The organism is Jeotgalibacillus proteolyticus, from assembly GCF_050107735.1.
GTDB lineage: Bacteria > Bacillota > Bacilli > Bacillales > Jeotgalibacillaceae > Jeotgalibacillus > Jeotgalibacillus proteolyticus_A.
Map to the genome: position 1 here is coordinate 133706 of NZ_JBNILO010000008.1, position 16531 is coordinate 150236.

A 16531-nucleotide genomic window follows, 5' to 3' on the forward strand; every position below is an offset into this window, starting at 1 on the left:
AATCAAGTTATTTCATTTGTTAGTAATCGTTCTTCTTTCAATTCTCTTTTCCTGATTTCCCTCGAACAAATATTGGATATAAATACTCGGGGTATGTACTTCATTCGGATCAAACGCGCCTTTATCTAGAAGCTCTTCTACTTCAGCTACAGTGATTTTCCCTGCAGCAGCCATCATAGGATTGAAGTTTCTCGCGGTTTTGCGGTAAATTAAATTACCCATACGATCTCCTTTCCATGCCCTGACAAAGCTCACATCCGCTGCTAATGCCTCTTCGAGTACATACTCTTTTCCATCAAATTCTCTCGTTTCTTTTCCTTCTGCAACCGGTGTTCCGACGCCTGCTGGTGTATAAAAAGCGGGAATACCAGCACCTCCTGCTCGAATTTTTTCAGCAAGCGTTCCCTGTGGAACCAGTTCAACCTCAAGCTCTCCTGAAAGAACCTGCCGTTCAAACTCTTTATTTTCACCTACATAAGAGCCGATCATCTTTTTTATTTGCTTATTATGCAGCAATAAGCCTAATCCCCAGTCATCTACACCGCAATTATTTGAAATCACTGTTAAATCCTTCACTCCGCTGTCACGCAAAGCGAGAATTAAATTTTCAGGGATTCCGCACAAACCAAATCCCCCAACCATGATGGTATCTCCGTCTTTTACATGCAGCGCTGCTTCACTTGCAGTTTCATAGATTGTTTTCAATGGGATTCCTCCTTTGACTCGGCTCTCGATACAACAGTCGCCACTCCCTGTCCCCCGCCTATACATAGAGCAGCAAGACCTGATTTTGCATCACGTTTGATCATTTCGTGTATCAGTGTAACTAAGATCCTCGCTCCGCTTGCTCCGATTGGATGTCCGAGAGCGATGGCACCGCCATTTACATTTAAAATTTCCTTATTAAATGAAAGTTCCCGATCGACCGCCAATGACTGTGCAGCAAATGCTTCGTTTGCTTCGATCAGTTCAATATCCTGCAATGATAGAGAGGCTTTTTGCAGAGCTTTGTTTACCGCTTCCACAGGACCAAGACCCATGACTGCAGGATCTACTCCAGAGCTTGCATTTGCTTGAATGGTTACAAGCGGAACAATTCCCAGCCTGTCTGCTGTTTCTCTTGCCATTACCACAACGGCTGCTGCCCCGTCATTAATGCCTGATGAATTTCCGGCTGTTACAGTTCCATCCTTTTTAAATGCAGGACGAAGCTTTCCGAGTGATTCTGCTGTCGTTCCTTTTCGGGGGTATTCATCCACGTTAAAAAGAATCGGATCTCCTTTTTTCTGAGGAATGCTGACAGGTGTAATCTCATCTTCAAATCTTCCGCTCTGAATCGCATCTGCTGCTTTTTGCTGGCTCGCAGCAGCAAATTCATCTTGCTCATCTCTGCTTACTGAGTATCGGTCGCATAAATTTTCAGCTGTCTGACCCATATGATAATCATTAAAAGCACACCACAAGCCGTCTTTAATCATACTGTCTTTGATGGTTTGATCGCCCATTTTAAAGCCTTCTCTGCCATTCTCGATCAGGTAGGGGGCTCTGCTCATATTTTCCATGCCGCCTGCAACGATAATATCCGCATCACCTGAAAAAATAGCTTGAGCAGCCAGATGCACTGATTTCAAACCGGATCCGCATACTTTGTTGATGGTCATAGCAGAAACATGGTTAGGCAGTCCAGCCTTAACTGCTGCCTGTCGTGCAGGATTTTGCCCCAGTCCGGCCTGCAACACATTGCCCATGATGACTTCATTTACTTGTTCTGGCTGAATTCCCGCTCTTGATATCGCTTCTTTAATCACAATTGCTCCAAGTGTTACAGCGCTCACTTCCTTAAGCGCTCCATTAAAGGTTCCGATTGCGGTTCTGGTTGCACTTACAATAACTGCTTCTCTTGACATGCAGCACCCTCCTTAAATAGAATCTCATTATATAAGTTTCTATGAAAACGCTTTAATTCCTTCTTTTTCGCTATAAAACTTTCTGTTACGATAAATTTAGTACCGATTAAACAAGGGGGAAAAACAATGAAGCTGCCTGACTCTGTTACTTTAATCGAAGTGGGTCCACGTGATGGTCTGCAAAATGAAGCACAATTTGTGCCAACGGACACGAAATTGGCGTTTATCCGGCATTTATGGTCTGCAGGTTTTAAAGAGATGGAGGTAACTTCTTTTGTCTCACCAAAGTGGGTTCCTCAAATGATGGATTCAAAAGAAATAATGCATCTAGCGGGCAATCAAAAAGGAACCATTGTCCTCGCCCCGAATAAAAAAGGAATTGAGGCTGCTTTATCTTCCGGAGCAAAATCAATCGCCGTTTTTCTTGGAGTCAGTTCTACCTTTAATCAGAAAAATATAAATAAATCCACTAAAGAAGCGATGGAAGATCTCATCCCCCAAATAAAAATTTTGAAAACGAAAGGTGTTTTTGTAAGAGCTTGTATCTCCACCGCTTTTTATTGCCCCTATGAAGGCCGGATTGAGCCACAGAGCACACTGGATCTATGCCGTCAATTCGCTGAAGCGGGTGCAGATGAGCTTAGTGTAGCTGATACCATCGGCAGGGCAACTCCTAAGGAAGCTTTCGAGCTTTTTTCCCTGTTGAAAAGCAGGCTGCCTGAAATGCTGCTGACTGCTCACTTTCATGATACGAAAAAAATGGCCCTGGCCAATATCTATGCATCACTGCTTGCTGGAATTGACCGTTTTGACAGTTCAGCCGGGGGGCTTGGAGGCTGCCCGTTTGCACCTGGAGCGAGCGGCAACGTAGCTACAGAGGATGTGGTCTATATGCTGGAGAATATGGGGATTCAAACCGGCATTAATCCCGACGTGCTTGTAGAAGCAATCTCAATCGTAAAGCCTTATGTATCCAGACCCATCCTAAGCGGGTATTATATTAGCAGTACAATTGAAAAAGGGACTTGAATATGTAAGGTGACCTTTTCAGCATATATAAAAATACAGCGTTTGAGGTGATCGGATGAAAAAGAGGGCACTATTGATTGGCAGTGCAGTCGCCGGAGCAGCCGGAGCATTAACTGCAGGTCTTGGCTTCTATTTATCAAACCGGATCATGTATATGGCGATAAAAGAAGATACTGTCATTCTTGAGCGTGAGGTCTCCGCTAAGCGTCTTATTCTAAAGGAGTATGATTCTCTCCCTAAAGAAGAAATATGGATTCAATCTCCTCAGGGCTATCAAATTAAAACTATTATCGTCCATCCTCACCCTTCAAAAAGGTACGTAATTTTTTGCCATGGCGTAACTGAAAATAAAGTAAACTCTATTAAATACATGAACCTTTTTTTGTCCAAAGGGTTCAACGCCATCATTTTCGATCACAGGCGGCATGGTGAGTCCGGGGGAAGAACGACAAGCTATGGCTTTTATGAAAAGCTTGATTTAAAAGCAGTTGTAGACACTTTAATCCAACGGGAAGGAGAGGATGTTATTTTTGGCATTCATGGCGAGTCCATGGGAGCAGCTACTGCGCTGCTGTATGCAGGATCTGTAGAAGACCGTGCCGATTTTTATATTGCAGACTGCCCCTTCTCCGATTTCAGAGAACAACTGGCCTTTATGATTCAAAAAGATAGAGAAGTGGTTGGCTCCCCAAGGCTTGCTATCTCGCTGGCCGCTTTTTTTATCAGGCTCAGAGACGGCTACAGCATCCATTCTGTTTCTCCTAAAGAAGCCACTGCCAGCATAAAAAAACCGGTCCTGTTTATTCACAGTAAAAATGACGGATTTATACCCTCTCATATGACAGAACAATTATATGAAATAAAAATAGGCCCTAAAAAGCTTTTTATTGCTGAAAACGGGGACCATGCTCAGTCCTATGTCGCTAATGAAGAAGAATACAGCAGATGTATAGATGATTTTCTGGCCGAGAATGGTTTGTAGGAACGTCTTGTAAGAGAGGAAAAACAGATTCTCTTGATGGATGGGCAGATTAAGTCTGAGGCGGGTTTTGGGAAGGTTCAAGCTTCTGTCTCTGCAAAAATCCCATCATAAAAAACATTGAACCGTAAAAAAACCTGAGAGGCTGTCTCTATCAGGCTTCATTTACGGTTCTTATTTCATGCTTTAAACAAATTTTCAAGTTAATGATGATTGATTTTTAAAGCCCATTCGGCCGTTAATCGTCTGACCAGGACTCTTTAACTGAAACATTTTAGAGCCTTCCGAATAGTCAATCTTTAATTCTTTATCGTAAAAGACCATCTTGGGCTTTTCCACAAGGATCGGAAAGAGATTCGTTTCAATCGATACATCCCCTTCTTCTGCCTCATCCACATACCAAAGCACCGGCACTCCATTCATCACACATCCGGTTCCTTCCGTATCATATTTTAATTTTACAAAGCCATTTTTATTTATCATCTTTTCACGAATCTTTTCAGCAGCTCGTTCTGTTATTTCAATTTTCATCATCGATCCCTCCTATTTTTTTAGTATATCACCTGTTGGGCCACTTTAAGAGCAACTTGCTTTTTAACCTAATTTGCCTCATGATTTAAGTGAAAATGGATACTAAAATGGAGGTTTGATCAATGGAAAAAGCGCAAATTAAAGTGATGGACAATGGTTCATTAAAAGTAACCGGTGATGTCGAGCTTATCGATGCAGAAGGAAATCTGTATCAAACAAAAAAAGTGTTTTCGCTTTGCAGATGCGGTCTATCCGGGAATATGCCTTTTTGTGATGCGTCTCATAAAGGGAAGTTTGAATCCTGCGTCCGTGCTGAAAAAATTCTCGACGAATAATTAGCATGGTTATTTTGTATGAAAACCTTTTTTGCCGACCGTTTCCACTATAGAAGGAAACAGGGTATGGATGACAGACAGGGCATTCATCCATACCGGCATATTAATTTCCCTCTTATTTGTATAAATAGAGCTGACGGTTTTAGCTGCAACTTTTTCAGGATCAAGCATCCACCGCTTGACGCTTTGCGCATATGTACCTGATGAATCTGCCTGATCAAAAAAGGAAGTATTGATCGGCCCGGGATTAATAACTGTCACTCTTATATTTTCATCTGCCAATTCCATTCGAAGACTGTTGGAAAAACCGATCACTGCAAACTTGGTGGCAGAATAAATGCTAGATTTAGGTGTGGCAAGTTTACCTGCCTGAGAAGCAATATTAATGATATGCCCTTCACTTCCCCGTTTCATTAAGGGAAGAATGGATTTAGTTAGTGCAATCATAGAAAGAACGTTAACATTAAACATGTCTTGTATGATTTCGATTGAGGTTTGCTCAAGCTTTTCAAAAAGTCCAAAACCTGCGTTATTGATTAATACATCGATTCCGCCAGCTTGCTGATCAATTGATTCGATCAGTGTTTGAATGTTTTTCGTTTCTTTCAGGTCCAAAGCATAAGCCTGAACTTCAGGGGAGCCAAGCAAAGAGGTTTCCTGTACAATCGCCTCAAGCCTTTCTTGATTTCTTCCAACCAAAAAAAGGATGGATCCCTGCTCAGCGCATTTTTTGGCAATTTCACCTCCAAGTCCGCTCGATGCGCCAGTGATTATAATCTTTTTACCTTCCAATTTGCGGTTCATTTACTGGCTCCTTCATTTTTGTCAACGCCCGGTAAAGATACGCATCCCCCCGGCGGTCTACTGTTTCTATTTCCCCAATTGCCATTAAATAATCAATTTGACCCATCGTTTCAGAAAGTGTTAACCCCAGCTGCCTGCGGTAAACTGAAGGAAACAATTGCCTGCATATATCAAATGCTGTTAACTCTTTAAGCAGAATCAGCCCTTTCACATACATAGCCCGTTCATGCTGTTTTTTCAGCCTGTGAGAAATCAGTGAAACAACATCTGTCACCAGCGAACCATGACCAGGAAGCACGGCAGAAAGCTTCATCTTTTGAAGTCGTTTCAGCGATTCATTATATTGCAGCTGAGGGAATGGCCTTTTCTCAAAAGAAGTAAATGGAGGTTCGATTAAGGGGTTGGATGAGACTTTAGCAAGCAATACATCCCCTCCAATTAACAAGCCATCATTTTCTCGATATAAAGAGATATGTCCTTGTGAATGGCCGGGTGTCTCAATAATTTTCCACTTAGGTAAACCTTTCAGCACGTCCCCTTCTGATACGGCTCTATCAAGTCCTCTGTTTCCCAGTGTGAGCAGCGGTTCCTTCATTTTTTCAATGAGCACTAAATACGAGTCGGGGAGCCCCATCGACCGGAAAAACTCATTATAAAAAGCATCATGAAGAGTAAAAAAATCATCATTGCGAACTAAAAACCTTTCTCCCTGCCTGGATCCAATAATTTCTGCCTTCGGAAACTTCTCGATTAAGCCTGCGTGGTCAGGATGATGATGCGTCAGGACAATCTGATCAATATCATCAGCAGCAAGACCAATTTCTGAGAGCTGTCTTTGGACTTCTTCCCAGGCCTCCTTTGTCTTGGGTCCTGTATCGACTAAAGTGATACACTCTCCTCTTAACACATATACATGAACATCTCCTACAGCAAACGGAGTAGGGATGGTTAACTGAGCAATCTCATGGTTAAAAATGGTCATCTGGTGCCTCCCTAATTAAATGAATAGTCATTCACTTCTTCTCTAGTTTATCCCTTATTTTAAGAAAAGTCATCTTCTTCCTAAAAAGGCTTGACAGAAAGATGGATGGTGCGCATAATCACTTATAATCAAATCATCTGCTAATGCAATGACAAGGACTAGTAGATAATGCTGAAGCGAAAGAGACCGGAGTTCACAGGCTGAAAAACTTCGACGTTTATCACATTATCGAACCTGCCTTTGAGTGACAGGAAAACCTGTCCGTTCTCCCTCGTTACGGGAATTAGAGAGTGCCGAATCTTTAAGATCCGGCAAACTAAGGTGGTACCACGGAAGCAGCTCTTTCGTCCTTTTATATGGGATGAATGGGCTTTTTTGCATTTCGAAAAGTGTGATCATTACTTTTATTTAGGCTTTATTTTTCATGCAATTAAGAACATGCACATGAAAGGCAGAGAATAAAACCATATGGAACACTCTTAATTTGCACATTGGATAAGACTAATATAAGGAGGAATAAACATGAAAGTTGTTTTTCTCGGAGCCGGTTCGATGGCAGAATCACTGATTCAGGGAATGGTTCAAGCACCAAATTTAAAAGATATTAATCTTTGGGTAACAAACCGCTCTGACTTTGCACGTCTTCAGAAAATGAAAGATTTGTACCGGGTTAATATCAGCTACGATCTGGGTGAAATGATGAAAGGGGCAGAAGTCATTCTACTGGCAATGAAACCTAAAGATGCCAAAGCAGCTCTTGAGAGTATTCGATCTTATGTCACGCAGGATCAGCTGATTATCTCGGTTCTTGCGGGATTATCGATTGAGTTTATTTCAGACCGGCTTACTTATTCCGTACCAATTGCAAGAGCTATGCCTAACACTTCCGCTTCCATTCAGCAATCAGCAACAGGCCTGGCTTTTAATAATCATGTTTCCCCAAGACAGCAGGGACTGGCTATTTCTGTTTTTTCTGCTGTAGGCACCGTGACAATCGTGGAAGAAAGCAGACTTGATCTTGTGACGGGATTATCCGGAAGCGGTCCTGCTTACATTTATTATGTAGTCGAAGCAATGGAACAAGCTGCTGTTGAACTTGGCCTCTCGCCGGAAGAAGCCAAACCGTTTATTCTTCAGACACTTGAAGGGGCATCTAAAATGCTGATAATGACAAACCAGTCCCCATCACATCTAAGAAAAGCCATTACAAGTGAAGGCGGAACAACAGAAGCTGGAATCAGGGAGCTTGAAAAACATCATGTGAAAGAAGCATTTAAAGCCTGTATTAAAGAAGCCACTGAACATTCAGGAAGGCTGCGTACTTTATTCGAGCAGGCTGATTAAGCACTTACATTTGCAAGCCGGTCTTTTATTCCGGTACCATTAATTAAAAAGGAAGAAATCGCGATGTTTATATTATTAAGTCTTATTACGCTTTTCTGGCTTTTTGTTGCGATTGATACATTTAAGGGGCTTTCACAGCTGCAGGACCTCTCAAATGAATCTCCAACGGTTTCAGCAGGAATGGTCAGCTTTGTCATAGCCGCGAGAAATGAAGAACATACCATTGAAAAAAGCATCCGCTCTCAGCTTGAACAAACGTATCAGCCTGTGGAATGGATTTTAGTGAATGACCGGTCAACAGATGCAACCGGAAGAATAATGGAAAGGCTCGCTCAGCATGATTCCAGAATTCATGTCGTGCATATTGAAAAACTCCCTGAGGGCTGGCTTGGCAAAAATTACGCTCTTCACACAGGAGCCAGAAAGTCTGCAGGCAATCTGCTGGTTTTTACCGATGCTGATGTTCGATATGAACCGGACCTGCTTGCGAAGGCAGTTGCTTTTTTTTCAAGAAATGCACTTCATCATTTAACTATTTCACCAAATTTGGTAGCAAAGACTTTTGTATTACAAGGATTTATTTCTTTTTTTCTATTCGGTTTTTCCTATTTTAAGCGTCCATGGTCTGCAAACCAAGATCATAAGAAAACGGGGATGGGAATTGGTGCTTTTAATATGCTGAGCCGGAAAGCGTATCAGGAACTAGGCGGTCATCAGAAAATCAGAATGCGTCCGGATGACGATTTACAGCTGGGGATGCTTGTAAAAAGACACAGGCTCAAACAGCGGATGGTGACGGGTCTGTCGCTCCTTCATGTTGAATGGTATCCTTCACTTAAAGAAGCGATCCGTGGCTTAGAGAAAAATACTTTTGCAGGTCTACATTACAGCTATCTGCTAGCTGCAGCCGCAGTCACAGGTGTGTTTGCTTCACAATTTCTTCCTTTTATCACTTTATTCCACAGTGCGCTCCCAGTTCGAATGATGAGCATTTTAACGATCCTTTTACTAGCCGCTATAAGCCTGGCGATTACAAAAAAACTCACTTTATTTTCACCCTGGACAGTAGCGATGTTTCCGCTTTCCGTTCTCTTATTTATCTATGCGATAAGCAGAGCAGTTTTTCTAACACTGATTAGGGGCGGGATTAAATGGCGAGATACTACTTATCCGATTAAGGAAATCAAAAAACAGCTGAAAAAAAGCTAATCTTTTGGTTCTGCCAGGCCTGCTTGGTATACTACTTAGGAACTCTAAACAGTGCAGGAGGCATAAAAATGACAACCGCTCTATTTTCACCTTATACAATCAAAAATGTAACATTAAAAAATCGAATCGTCATGGCGCCTATGTGTATGTATTCGAGCCATAATCAGGATGGAAAAGTTGAAAACTGGCATAAAATACATTACAGCAGCCGGGCAGCAGGACAGGTCGGACTGATTATGCTGGAAGCTTCAGCAGTTACGCCGCAGGGGAGAATCTCCAATGAAGACCTTGGGATCTGGAGCGATGATCATGTTGAAGGTTTGAAGGAGCTTGTTTCTCTTATCAAGGAGCTTGGCTCTAAAACCGCGATTCAAATTGCTCATGCGGGAAGAAAATCCATGGCTGACGGAGACAGTATCGCTCCAAGCAGCATTCCTTTTAACGATCAAATGAAAACACCGGTTGAAATGTCGATTGAGGATATTCAGGAGACGGTGGAAGCTTTTAAACAAGGCGCAAGAAGAGCGGCTGAAGCTGGATTTGACATCATCGAAATTCATGCAGCCCACGGTTATTTGATTAATGAATTTTTATCCCCCCTATCCAACCATAGAACGGATCAGTATGGCGGATCTAAGGAAAATCAATATCGCTTTTTAAGAGAAATTATTGATGCTGTTAAAGAGGTGTGGACCGGTCCATTACTTGTTCGTGTTTCAGCCAGCGACTGGGATGATCGCGGTTTATCTGCTGAAGATTATATTCCTTATGCACAGTGGATGAAAGAACAGGGTGTGGATTTAGTCGATGTCAGCTCCGGGGCAGTGGTGCCTGCGAGAATTCAGGTGTACCCTGGTTACCAGGTGAAAATGGCTGAAACCATCCGTCAGGGTGCCGGGATTCCCGTTGGGGCTGTCGGCCTGATTACAAGCGGGATTCAAGCAGAAGAAATTCTTCAAAACGAGAGAGCTGATCTTATTTTTCTTGCACGTGAACTGCTGCGTGACCCATATTGGCCGAGAACTGCCGCAAAAGAGCTAAAAACTGAAATCAAGTCGCCGGTTCAATATGAACGAGGCTGGAACAACTAATAAAACACCTGGAGCTGCTTTTATGCGGCTTCAGGTGTTTTTACGTGTAACAATGGAGGTTTCACTAAAATCATGAGCAAGATGGCTATTGGGGAAAATGGCTTTTGCTTCTTCTGCCAGCCTTTCGCAGTCGTCCTCAGTATAGCGGGAACTGATGTGGGAAATCCACAATTCATGAGCACCAGCTTCTTGAGCAACAAAGGCTGCCTGGGCAGTGGTTGAATGATAATATTCATGCGCCATCTTTTCACTTGAGCGTTCAAACGTCGCTTCATGGACTAAAAGATTCGCATCTTTTGCCAGTTCTATCGAACGATTGCACAAGCGGGTGTCTCCAAGAACAGTTATAATAAGCCCCTTTTTATCCTCACCAAGAAAATCGGAGCCATTCAGTTTCATTCCATTCCATTCAACAATCTGTTTTTCTTTCAGCTTTTTATAAATCGGTCCTGGATGTATACCAAGTTTCATCAAGCGATCTGCCTGCAACTCCCCAGGCCGGTCTTTTTCTGCAATGCGGTAGCCGAATGATTGGATTGCATGATCAAGTTCTCCCACTTCTATTTGAGTCTCATCATCCTCAATAATCATTCCGTCATGCACTTCAACTATTTCTACTTGGTACTTCAGATGAGTTGAACTGACTTGAAGAGATGTTTCGATAAAAGCTTTGATTCCTTTAGGACCATATACTGTCAGCGGGTCTTCGCCACCCTGAAAGGACCGGCTGGAAAGAAATCCCGGCAACCCGAAAAGGTGATCGCCATGGAGGTGTGTAATAAAAATTTTTTCAATTCTCCTTGGTTTTATCACTGTATGTAAAATTTGATGCTGGGTCGCTTCCCCGCAGTCAAAAAGCCAAATGGCTCCTTTTTTATTCAGCCGTTTTAAGGCAATAGCAGATACATTTCGATGCTTTGCAGGCACCCCTGCCCCAGTTCCTAAAAATAATAATTGCATGCTGCACCTCCGTTCGAGCAATATCATACCATAAGATTTATTTTTCTGTGAAGAATTAGTAAGTTTACATAATATTATTATGAATTATTTTGTTAATTATTAGTAAATGACTATGAATTGCTTACGCTCATTGCAAAACGGTTGCATATCCTCGCCTCCATCTATACAATTTAGATATTGTAATTTTTGCAGTTAGTTTGATTAGCTGAACGAAGTATGATAACTATAAAAGTGAGGTCCTGAACGTGACACAAGAAAAAACACAACCTACATTAATTATGATTTTTGGTGCAACAGGCGACCTTGCGAAACGAAAACTGTTTCCATCTCTTTATCAGCTGTATTTAAAAGGAAGCTTGTCTAACAGCTTCGCACTGCTTGGCGTCGGCAGAAGAGAATGGTCGCATGACCGCTTTAAAGAGCATGTGCGGGAATCGCTTGAAGCCTCTTCCCACTCAAAAGAGCATATTGAAACCTTTATTGAGCACAGTTTTTATCAGTCTCATGATGTTTCTGATTCCGACTCCTACATACAACTAAAAACACTCGCAGATCAGCTTGATGAAACCTTTGCGCTGAACGGAAACCGGATTTTTTATCTTGCAATGGCTCCGGAATTTTTCGGCACCATAACAGATCATCTAAAGCAGGACGGTCTGACAGATACGAAGGGATTCTGCCGCCTGGTCATCGAAAAGCCATTTGGTCATGACCTGCCGTCAGCATCAGCCCTGAATAAACAAATCCGTCAGTCATTTTCTGAAGAGCAGATTTACCGGATTGACCACTATCTTGGCAAGGAAATGGTGCAAAATATTGAAGTGATCCGATTTGCCAATGCAATCTTTGAACCGTTATGGAATAACCGATTTATATCAAATATCCAGATTACATCATCCGAAACACTCGGCGTGGAGGAGCGAGGCAGATATTACGAAACAAGCGGCGCACTTAGGGATATGGTGCAGAATCACATGCTGCAAATGGTTGCCCTTCTTGCCATGGAGCCGCCAATCAGCCTCAGCACCGATGAAATCAGAAGTGAAAAAGTTCGTGTGCTTCGGGCAATGCGTCCGGTAGAAGGCAAAGAAGTAGATGATTATTTCGTGCGGGGGCAGTATGGCAGAGGCACAGTAAATGATGAACCGGTAGATGGATACCGTGACGGAGAAAATGTGGATTCATTGTCCAATACAGAAACCTTTGTTGCAGGTAAAGTGTTAATTGACAATTTCAGATGGGCAGGAGTGCCATTTTTCATTCGCACAGGAAAAAGGATGGCTGTAAAATCTACAAAAATTGTCGTTCAATTTAAGGACATACCAATGAATCTTTACTATAATAAAGAACACTCTCTCGACCCTAATCTGCTTGTGATACACATTCAGCCAGATGAGGGTGTAACGCTGCATTTAAATGCTAAGAAAACAAGCGAGGGCGTAAATACTAAGCCTGTAAAGCTTAGTTACTCAGCCAGCAGCGTGGATGGCATCAATACACCTGAAGCTTACGAAAAACTGCTTTATGACTGTATTATGGGAGATGCCACGAATTTCACCCACTGGGATGAAGTGCGGAGATCGTGGAGTTTTGTTGACAAAATTTCAGATCACTGGGAGTCCACAAAAGAAGAATCATTCCCTAATTATGCACCTGGTTCTATGGGGCCGGATAAAAGCTTTAAATTACTTGAAGATGATGGCTATGAATGGTGGTCTGTTGGAGAACTCGACAACAAGTAGCCATTTTAAGCCCCTAAAAGACTAAGGGACACAATTCAGCAGTACATGACAGCTGCTTGAGACTTATGCAGGTAAAGGCCTTGAAAGTCTCAGTGCCTAACCTGCAAAAAGATCCCGCCTGAAGCGCAGAAAAACAAAGAGCCTGAGACATATGTCTCAGGCTTATTTTTATTTAAATAACGTCAAAATTTACTTCTCTCCTATTTTTCTTGCCCACTGAATCATTGGCCACTGAAGAAGCACTCTTATCCAAAGCAGAAGAGGCATAGGTTTATGTCCCTTTTTCAATGGTTTGTTTTGAATTGCCATATAGACGTTGGCCGGCCATACAGCTAGCAGCAGCCAAGTCAGCATTTTACCCGCCATCCTCGATCCTTTGTTTATAACGAGTAATAAGCCGATCATAACTTCTGCAATGCCTGATACGATCACAAGCATTTTTTTAAATGGCAGAAAAGGCGGAACAATTCTCATAAACATCTTTGGTTTTTTAAAATGCATAATTCCGGCATATCCCATAAAGGCACCGAACACTCTTGACAAAAATGTCATATCAACATCTCCTTTGTAAAAAGACCTCTTTCCTGTGAAAGAGGTCTGATCCTGAACTTTTTATTCCATCCACTCTGTGTGGAAAGTGCCTTCTTTATCTACTCGCTGATACGTGTGGGCACCAAAGTAATCACGCTGAGCCTGAATCAGGTTTGCAGGCAGAGTTTCGGTGCGGTAGCTGTCGTAGTATGCCAATGCCGTTGAGAATCCTGGAACAGGAACTCCGTTTTGAACGGCAAGGGAAATCACTTCACGCAGAGCAGACTGATAAGATTCAACAATCTCTTTGAAATATTCATCCAGCATTAAGTTAGTTAATCCCGGTTCACGGTCATAGGCCTCTTTGATTTTTTGAAGGAATTGAGCGCGAATAATGCAGCCACCTCTGAAAATCATGGCAATATCTCCAAATTTAAGATCCCAGTTGTACTCCTCTGATGCTGCTTTCATCTGAGCGAAGCCTTGAGCATAGGAAGCAATTTTAGACATATAAAGGGCACGACGAATCGCTTCAATTACTTCTTTTTTATCTTTTTGAGGAGCAACAGCTGCTGGACCGCTTAGCACTTTGCTAGCATGAACCCTCTCTTCTTTTATGGCTGATATAAAACGGGCAAAAACAGATTCAGTAATAATAGGCAGCGGCGTTCCCAGATCAAGAGCGCTTTGGCTTGTCCATTTTCCTGTTCCTTTTTGACCTGCTTTATCCAAGATCACATCGACCATTGGTTTACCGGTTTCTTCATCTTTTTTCCTGAAAATGTCCGCAGTAATCTCGATTAAATAACTGTCGAGCTCTCCTTTATTCCAATCTGCAAAAACTTCGTGCAGATCTTCTGCGGAAAGACCCAGAACATTTTTCATAAGGAAATAAGATTCTGCAATCAGCTGCATATCAGCGTATTCTATGCCATTATGAACCATTTTTACGTAATGTCCTGCGCCGTCCGGTCCAATATATGTGCTGCATGCTTCACCGTTTACTTTAGCTGAAATCTGTTCAAAAATAGGAGCCACTAAATCGTATGCTTCTTTTTGACCGCCAGGCATAATAGATGGACCGGTCAGCGCTCCTTCTTCTCCGCCGGACACGCCAGTTCCAATAAAATGAACACCATGCTCGCTCAATTCCTGATTGCGGCGGATGGTATCTTTATAGAACGTGTTTCCTCCATCTATTAAAATATCACCTTGATCAAGCAAAGGCAGCAAGCTGTTAATTGTAGCATCCGTTGCAGCACCCGCTTTTACCATTAACAGAATTTTTCTTGGGGATTCAAGTGATTCAACAAATTCCTCAAGGCTGTATGTACCATATATCTGTTTTCCTTGGGATTCTGAAATCATATCATCCACTTTGGAGGATGAACGGTTATACACAGCTACTGAAAATCCTCTGCTTTCAATATTCCAGGCAAGGTTTTTCCCCATAACTGCAAGACCCACTACACCAATTTGTTGTTTTGACATGTTTAACGTCCTTTCTATTACAAGATGTATTGCTTTTACAAGCATCCAAATAATCAATCACTATTGTAACACTATTTCAGCTAAAGGCGAAAAAAATGCCTTCATTCATGATCCTTTAGAAAATCTTTACTGAAACTCGTTTCTGCAGCAGGAAAGTGATTATTTTTTTTGACCATCATTCCCCTGCTTAATTTACCGGTGCCATACCGTTTCTTAATCTCATCCAATACTTTATCTACAGGTTCATGCCTGGCATCTTCTTCATACGAAAAAAGATCCAGCTGCTTGACAGCCTGCCTTCGTTCCACTAATTCCTGACCTGTTACACCAAGCAGCCTGATCGATGTTCCATCCCAGTGAGACAAAAACAGGGATTTTGCAGCAGCAAGCAAATCATCCTGATGATCAATCGGACTATTCAGCGTACAGCTTCTGGTAATGGTTTTACGATCTTTAAAGCGGATCATTACAGATAGACTGTAGCAAAGCATTCCTTTCGCTTTAAGCCGCTGACTCACCTTTTGGGATAGTTTAAATAAGACAGAAATCAATTCAGATTGATTTGAAACATCCTTTGGCAGGGTCATCGAATTGCCTACACTTTTAAAATCATAGACGCTTTCAGGATCTACTTTTCTTTCATCCACTCCATTTGCCCTGTCCTTTAATCTTTTGCCGTTTATGCCAAGCAGGGCTTTGAGCTGGACCTCTTCTCCATTCGCAAGATCCCCTATGGTCTTTACTCCGATGCCGTATAGCTTTTGGGCTGTTTTTTCACCAATTCCATGCATGGCACGGACATCCATGGGCCACATAATGAGGGGGACATCTCTTTTTCGAAGGACGGTAATACCGAGTGGTTTTTTCATATTTGAAGCCATTTTAGCTAAAAACTTACTTGGCGCAACACCGATGCTGCATGGCAGATCAAGTTCCCGCAGTATTCGCTCCTGAATGGTTTGTATAAGCTCAATCGGGTCTTGATCGATTAGCTCTGACATGTCCATATACCCTTCATCGATAGATACTGGCTCTACGAGTTCTGTATAAGAGCAAAGGATGGCAAACATGGCTTTAGACGCTTCCCTGTATCGGTCAAAGTTAGGTCTCATCACAATTAAAGAAGGGCAAAGCTTTTTTGCTTCCCAAAGCGGCATTGTCGTTTTCACACCATACGATCGTGCTTCATAGCTGCACGTCACTACAATTCCTTTTCTTTCTTCCGGGTTGCCCGCAATGGCCAAGGGTTTTCCTTTTAAAGAAGGATCATGCGCTGCTTCAACAGATGCATAAAAACTGTTCATATCAACATGCAAAATGATTTTTCCCCTTTTTTTCATACCGGCACCCCCTTCATCTTATTGTACAACAATTTTTTTTGTTCTTAAATGAAGAAGAATCGGACCTACCAATACATTGAGCACCCCTCTTTTACCGGGCTATAACTTGTCGCTTAAAGTGGTGGCGTTCTCGCCATTTTATTGTTAAAGCTGCAGACATGAGTCTTTATTGATCAAAGTAAAATCCTTCTACAGGTAGAGATTAGGATCTATTATGAAGCATGATCATAAATAAAAAGAGCCTGAGACTAAATGA

General features: G+C 42.2%; 16 protein-coding genes. 7 read left to right on the plus strand and 9 right to left on the minus strand.

Annotation, left to right across the window (positions count from 1 at the left end; translation table 11 throughout):
* Positions 1-12 precede the first annotated feature (12 nt).
* Positions 13-705, minus strand: coding sequence for a CoA transferase subunit A (locus tag ACQCT8_RS13355; protein ID WP_426871898.1), 693 nt, complete (start codon positions 703-705; stop codon positions 13-15).
* Positions 702-1907 carry an acetyl-CoA C-acetyltransferase gene (locus ACQCT8_RS13360; RefSeq protein ID WP_426871899.1) on the minus strand — a complete coding sequence of 402 codons (1206 nt, stop codon included), beginning with the start codon at positions 1905-1907 and terminating at the stop codon, positions 702-704. The genes ACQCT8_RS13355 and ACQCT8_RS13360 overlap by 4 nt, the downstream gene beginning before the upstream one ends.
* A 126-nt stretch (positions 1908-2033) precedes the next feature.
* On the opposite strand from ACQCT8_RS13360, the gene ACQCT8_RS13365 reads away from it, so the two are divergent.
* Together ACQCT8_RS13365 and ACQCT8_RS13370 are read left to right on the plus strand one after the other, a co-directional pair.
* Positions 2034-2936, plus strand: a complete 903-nt coding sequence (locus ACQCT8_RS13365; RefSeq protein WP_426871900.1) for a hydroxymethylglutaryl-CoA lyase — start codon at positions 2034-2036, stop codon at positions 2934-2936.
* A gap of 55 nt (positions 2937-2991) precedes the next feature.
* On the plus strand, positions 2992-3918 hold the full coding sequence (locus ACQCT8_RS13370) for an alpha/beta hydrolase (protein WP_426871901.1): 927 nt from the start codon (positions 2992-2994) through the stop codon (positions 3916-3918).
* Between the two features lie 195 nt (positions 3919-4113).
* Here ACQCT8_RS13370 and ACQCT8_RS13375 read toward each other — a convergent pair whose 3' ends face one another.
* Positions 4114-4446 carry an iron-sulfur cluster biosynthesis family protein gene (locus ACQCT8_RS13375; protein ID WP_426871902.1) on the minus strand — a complete coding sequence of 111 codons (333 nt, stop codon included), beginning with the start codon at positions 4444-4446 and terminating at the stop codon, positions 4114-4116.
* Positions 4447-4568: 122 nt separating this feature from the next.
* Between ACQCT8_RS13375 and ACQCT8_RS13380 the strand changes: the two genes are divergently transcribed.
* Positions 4569-4781: a CDGSH iron-sulfur domain-containing protein gene (locus tag ACQCT8_RS13380; protein WP_426871903.1), complete on the plus strand. Its 213-nt coding sequence runs from the start codon at positions 4569-4571 to the stop codon at positions 4779-4781.
* Between the two features lie 9 nt (positions 4782-4790).
* Here ACQCT8_RS13380 and ACQCT8_RS13385 read toward each other — a convergent pair whose 3' ends face one another.
* Both ACQCT8_RS13385 and ACQCT8_RS13390 read right to left on the minus strand, forming a co-directional pair.
* Positions 4791-5585 (minus strand): SDR family NAD(P)-dependent oxidoreductase, encoded by a 795-nt coding sequence (locus ACQCT8_RS13385; protein ID WP_426871904.1) that lies wholly within the window; start codon positions 5583-5585, stop codon positions 4791-4793.
* Positions 5563-6567 (minus strand): MBL fold metallo-hydrolase, encoded by a 1005-nt coding sequence (locus ACQCT8_RS13390; RefSeq protein WP_426871905.1) that lies wholly within the window; start codon positions 6565-6567, stop codon positions 5563-5565. Before ACQCT8_RS13390 ends, ACQCT8_RS13385 begins: the two co-directional genes overlap by 23 nt.
* 522 nt (positions 6568-7089) lie before the next feature.
* On the opposite strand from ACQCT8_RS13390, the gene proC reads away from it, so the two are divergent.
* The 3 genes from proC (at position 7090) to namA (ending at position 10211) form a co-directional block, all read left to right on the plus strand.
* Positions 7090-7911, plus strand: coding sequence for a pyrroline-5-carboxylate reductase (gene proC, locus ACQCT8_RS13395; RefSeq protein ID WP_426871906.1), 822 nt, complete (start codon positions 7090-7092; stop codon positions 7909-7911).
* 63 nt (positions 7912-7974) lie between these two features.
* Positions 7975-9120, plus strand: coding sequence for a glycosyltransferase (locus ACQCT8_RS13400; protein ID WP_426871907.1), 1146 nt, complete (start codon positions 7975-7977; stop codon positions 9118-9120).
* A 68-nt stretch (positions 9121-9188) separates the two neighbouring features.
* Complete coding sequence (namA, locus tag ACQCT8_RS13405; protein ID WP_426871908.1) at positions 9189-10211, plus strand: NADPH dehydrogenase NamA; 1023 nt, start codon at positions 9189-9191, stop codon at positions 10209-10211.
* A 30-nt stretch (positions 10212-10241) separates the two neighbouring features.
* Here the strand turns inward: namA and rnz are convergent, their stop codons facing one another.
* Positions 10242-11171 carry a ribonuclease Z gene (gene rnz, locus ACQCT8_RS13410; protein WP_426871909.1) on the minus strand — a complete coding sequence of 310 codons (930 nt, stop codon included), beginning with the start codon at positions 11169-11171 and terminating at the stop codon, positions 10242-10244.
* A gap of 278 nt (positions 11172-11449) precedes the next feature.
* Between rnz and zwf the strand changes: the two genes are divergently transcribed.
* Positions 11450-12913, plus strand: a complete 1464-nt coding sequence (zwf, locus tag ACQCT8_RS13415) for a glucose-6-phosphate dehydrogenase (protein WP_426871966.1) — start codon at positions 11450-11452, stop codon at positions 12911-12913.
* 189 nt (positions 12914-13102) lie between these two features.
* Here the strand turns inward: zwf and ACQCT8_RS13420 are convergent, their stop codons facing one another.
* The 3 genes from ACQCT8_RS13420 to ACQCT8_RS13430 all read right to left on the minus strand — a co-directional run bounded on the left by ACQCT8_RS13420 (position 13103) and on the right by ACQCT8_RS13430 (position 16275).
* Positions 13103-13465 carry a DoxX family protein gene (locus ACQCT8_RS13420; RefSeq protein ID WP_426871910.1) on the minus strand — a complete coding sequence of 121 codons (363 nt, stop codon included), beginning with the start codon at positions 13463-13465 and terminating at the stop codon, positions 13103-13105.
* A 60-nt stretch (positions 13466-13525) separates the two neighbouring features.
* Positions 13526-14935, minus strand: coding sequence for an NADP-dependent phosphogluconate dehydrogenase (gene gndA, locus ACQCT8_RS13425; RefSeq protein ID WP_426871911.1), 1410 nt, complete (start codon positions 14933-14935; stop codon positions 13526-13528).
* 101 nt (positions 14936-15036) lie between these two features.
* The gene (locus tag ACQCT8_RS13430) at positions 15037-16275 is read right to left on the minus strand and encodes a DNA polymerase IV (protein WP_426871912.1); all 1239 of its coding nucleotides are present in this window, start codon (positions 16273-16275) and stop codon (positions 15037-15039) included.
* Positions 16276-16531: the final 256 nt, after the last annotated feature.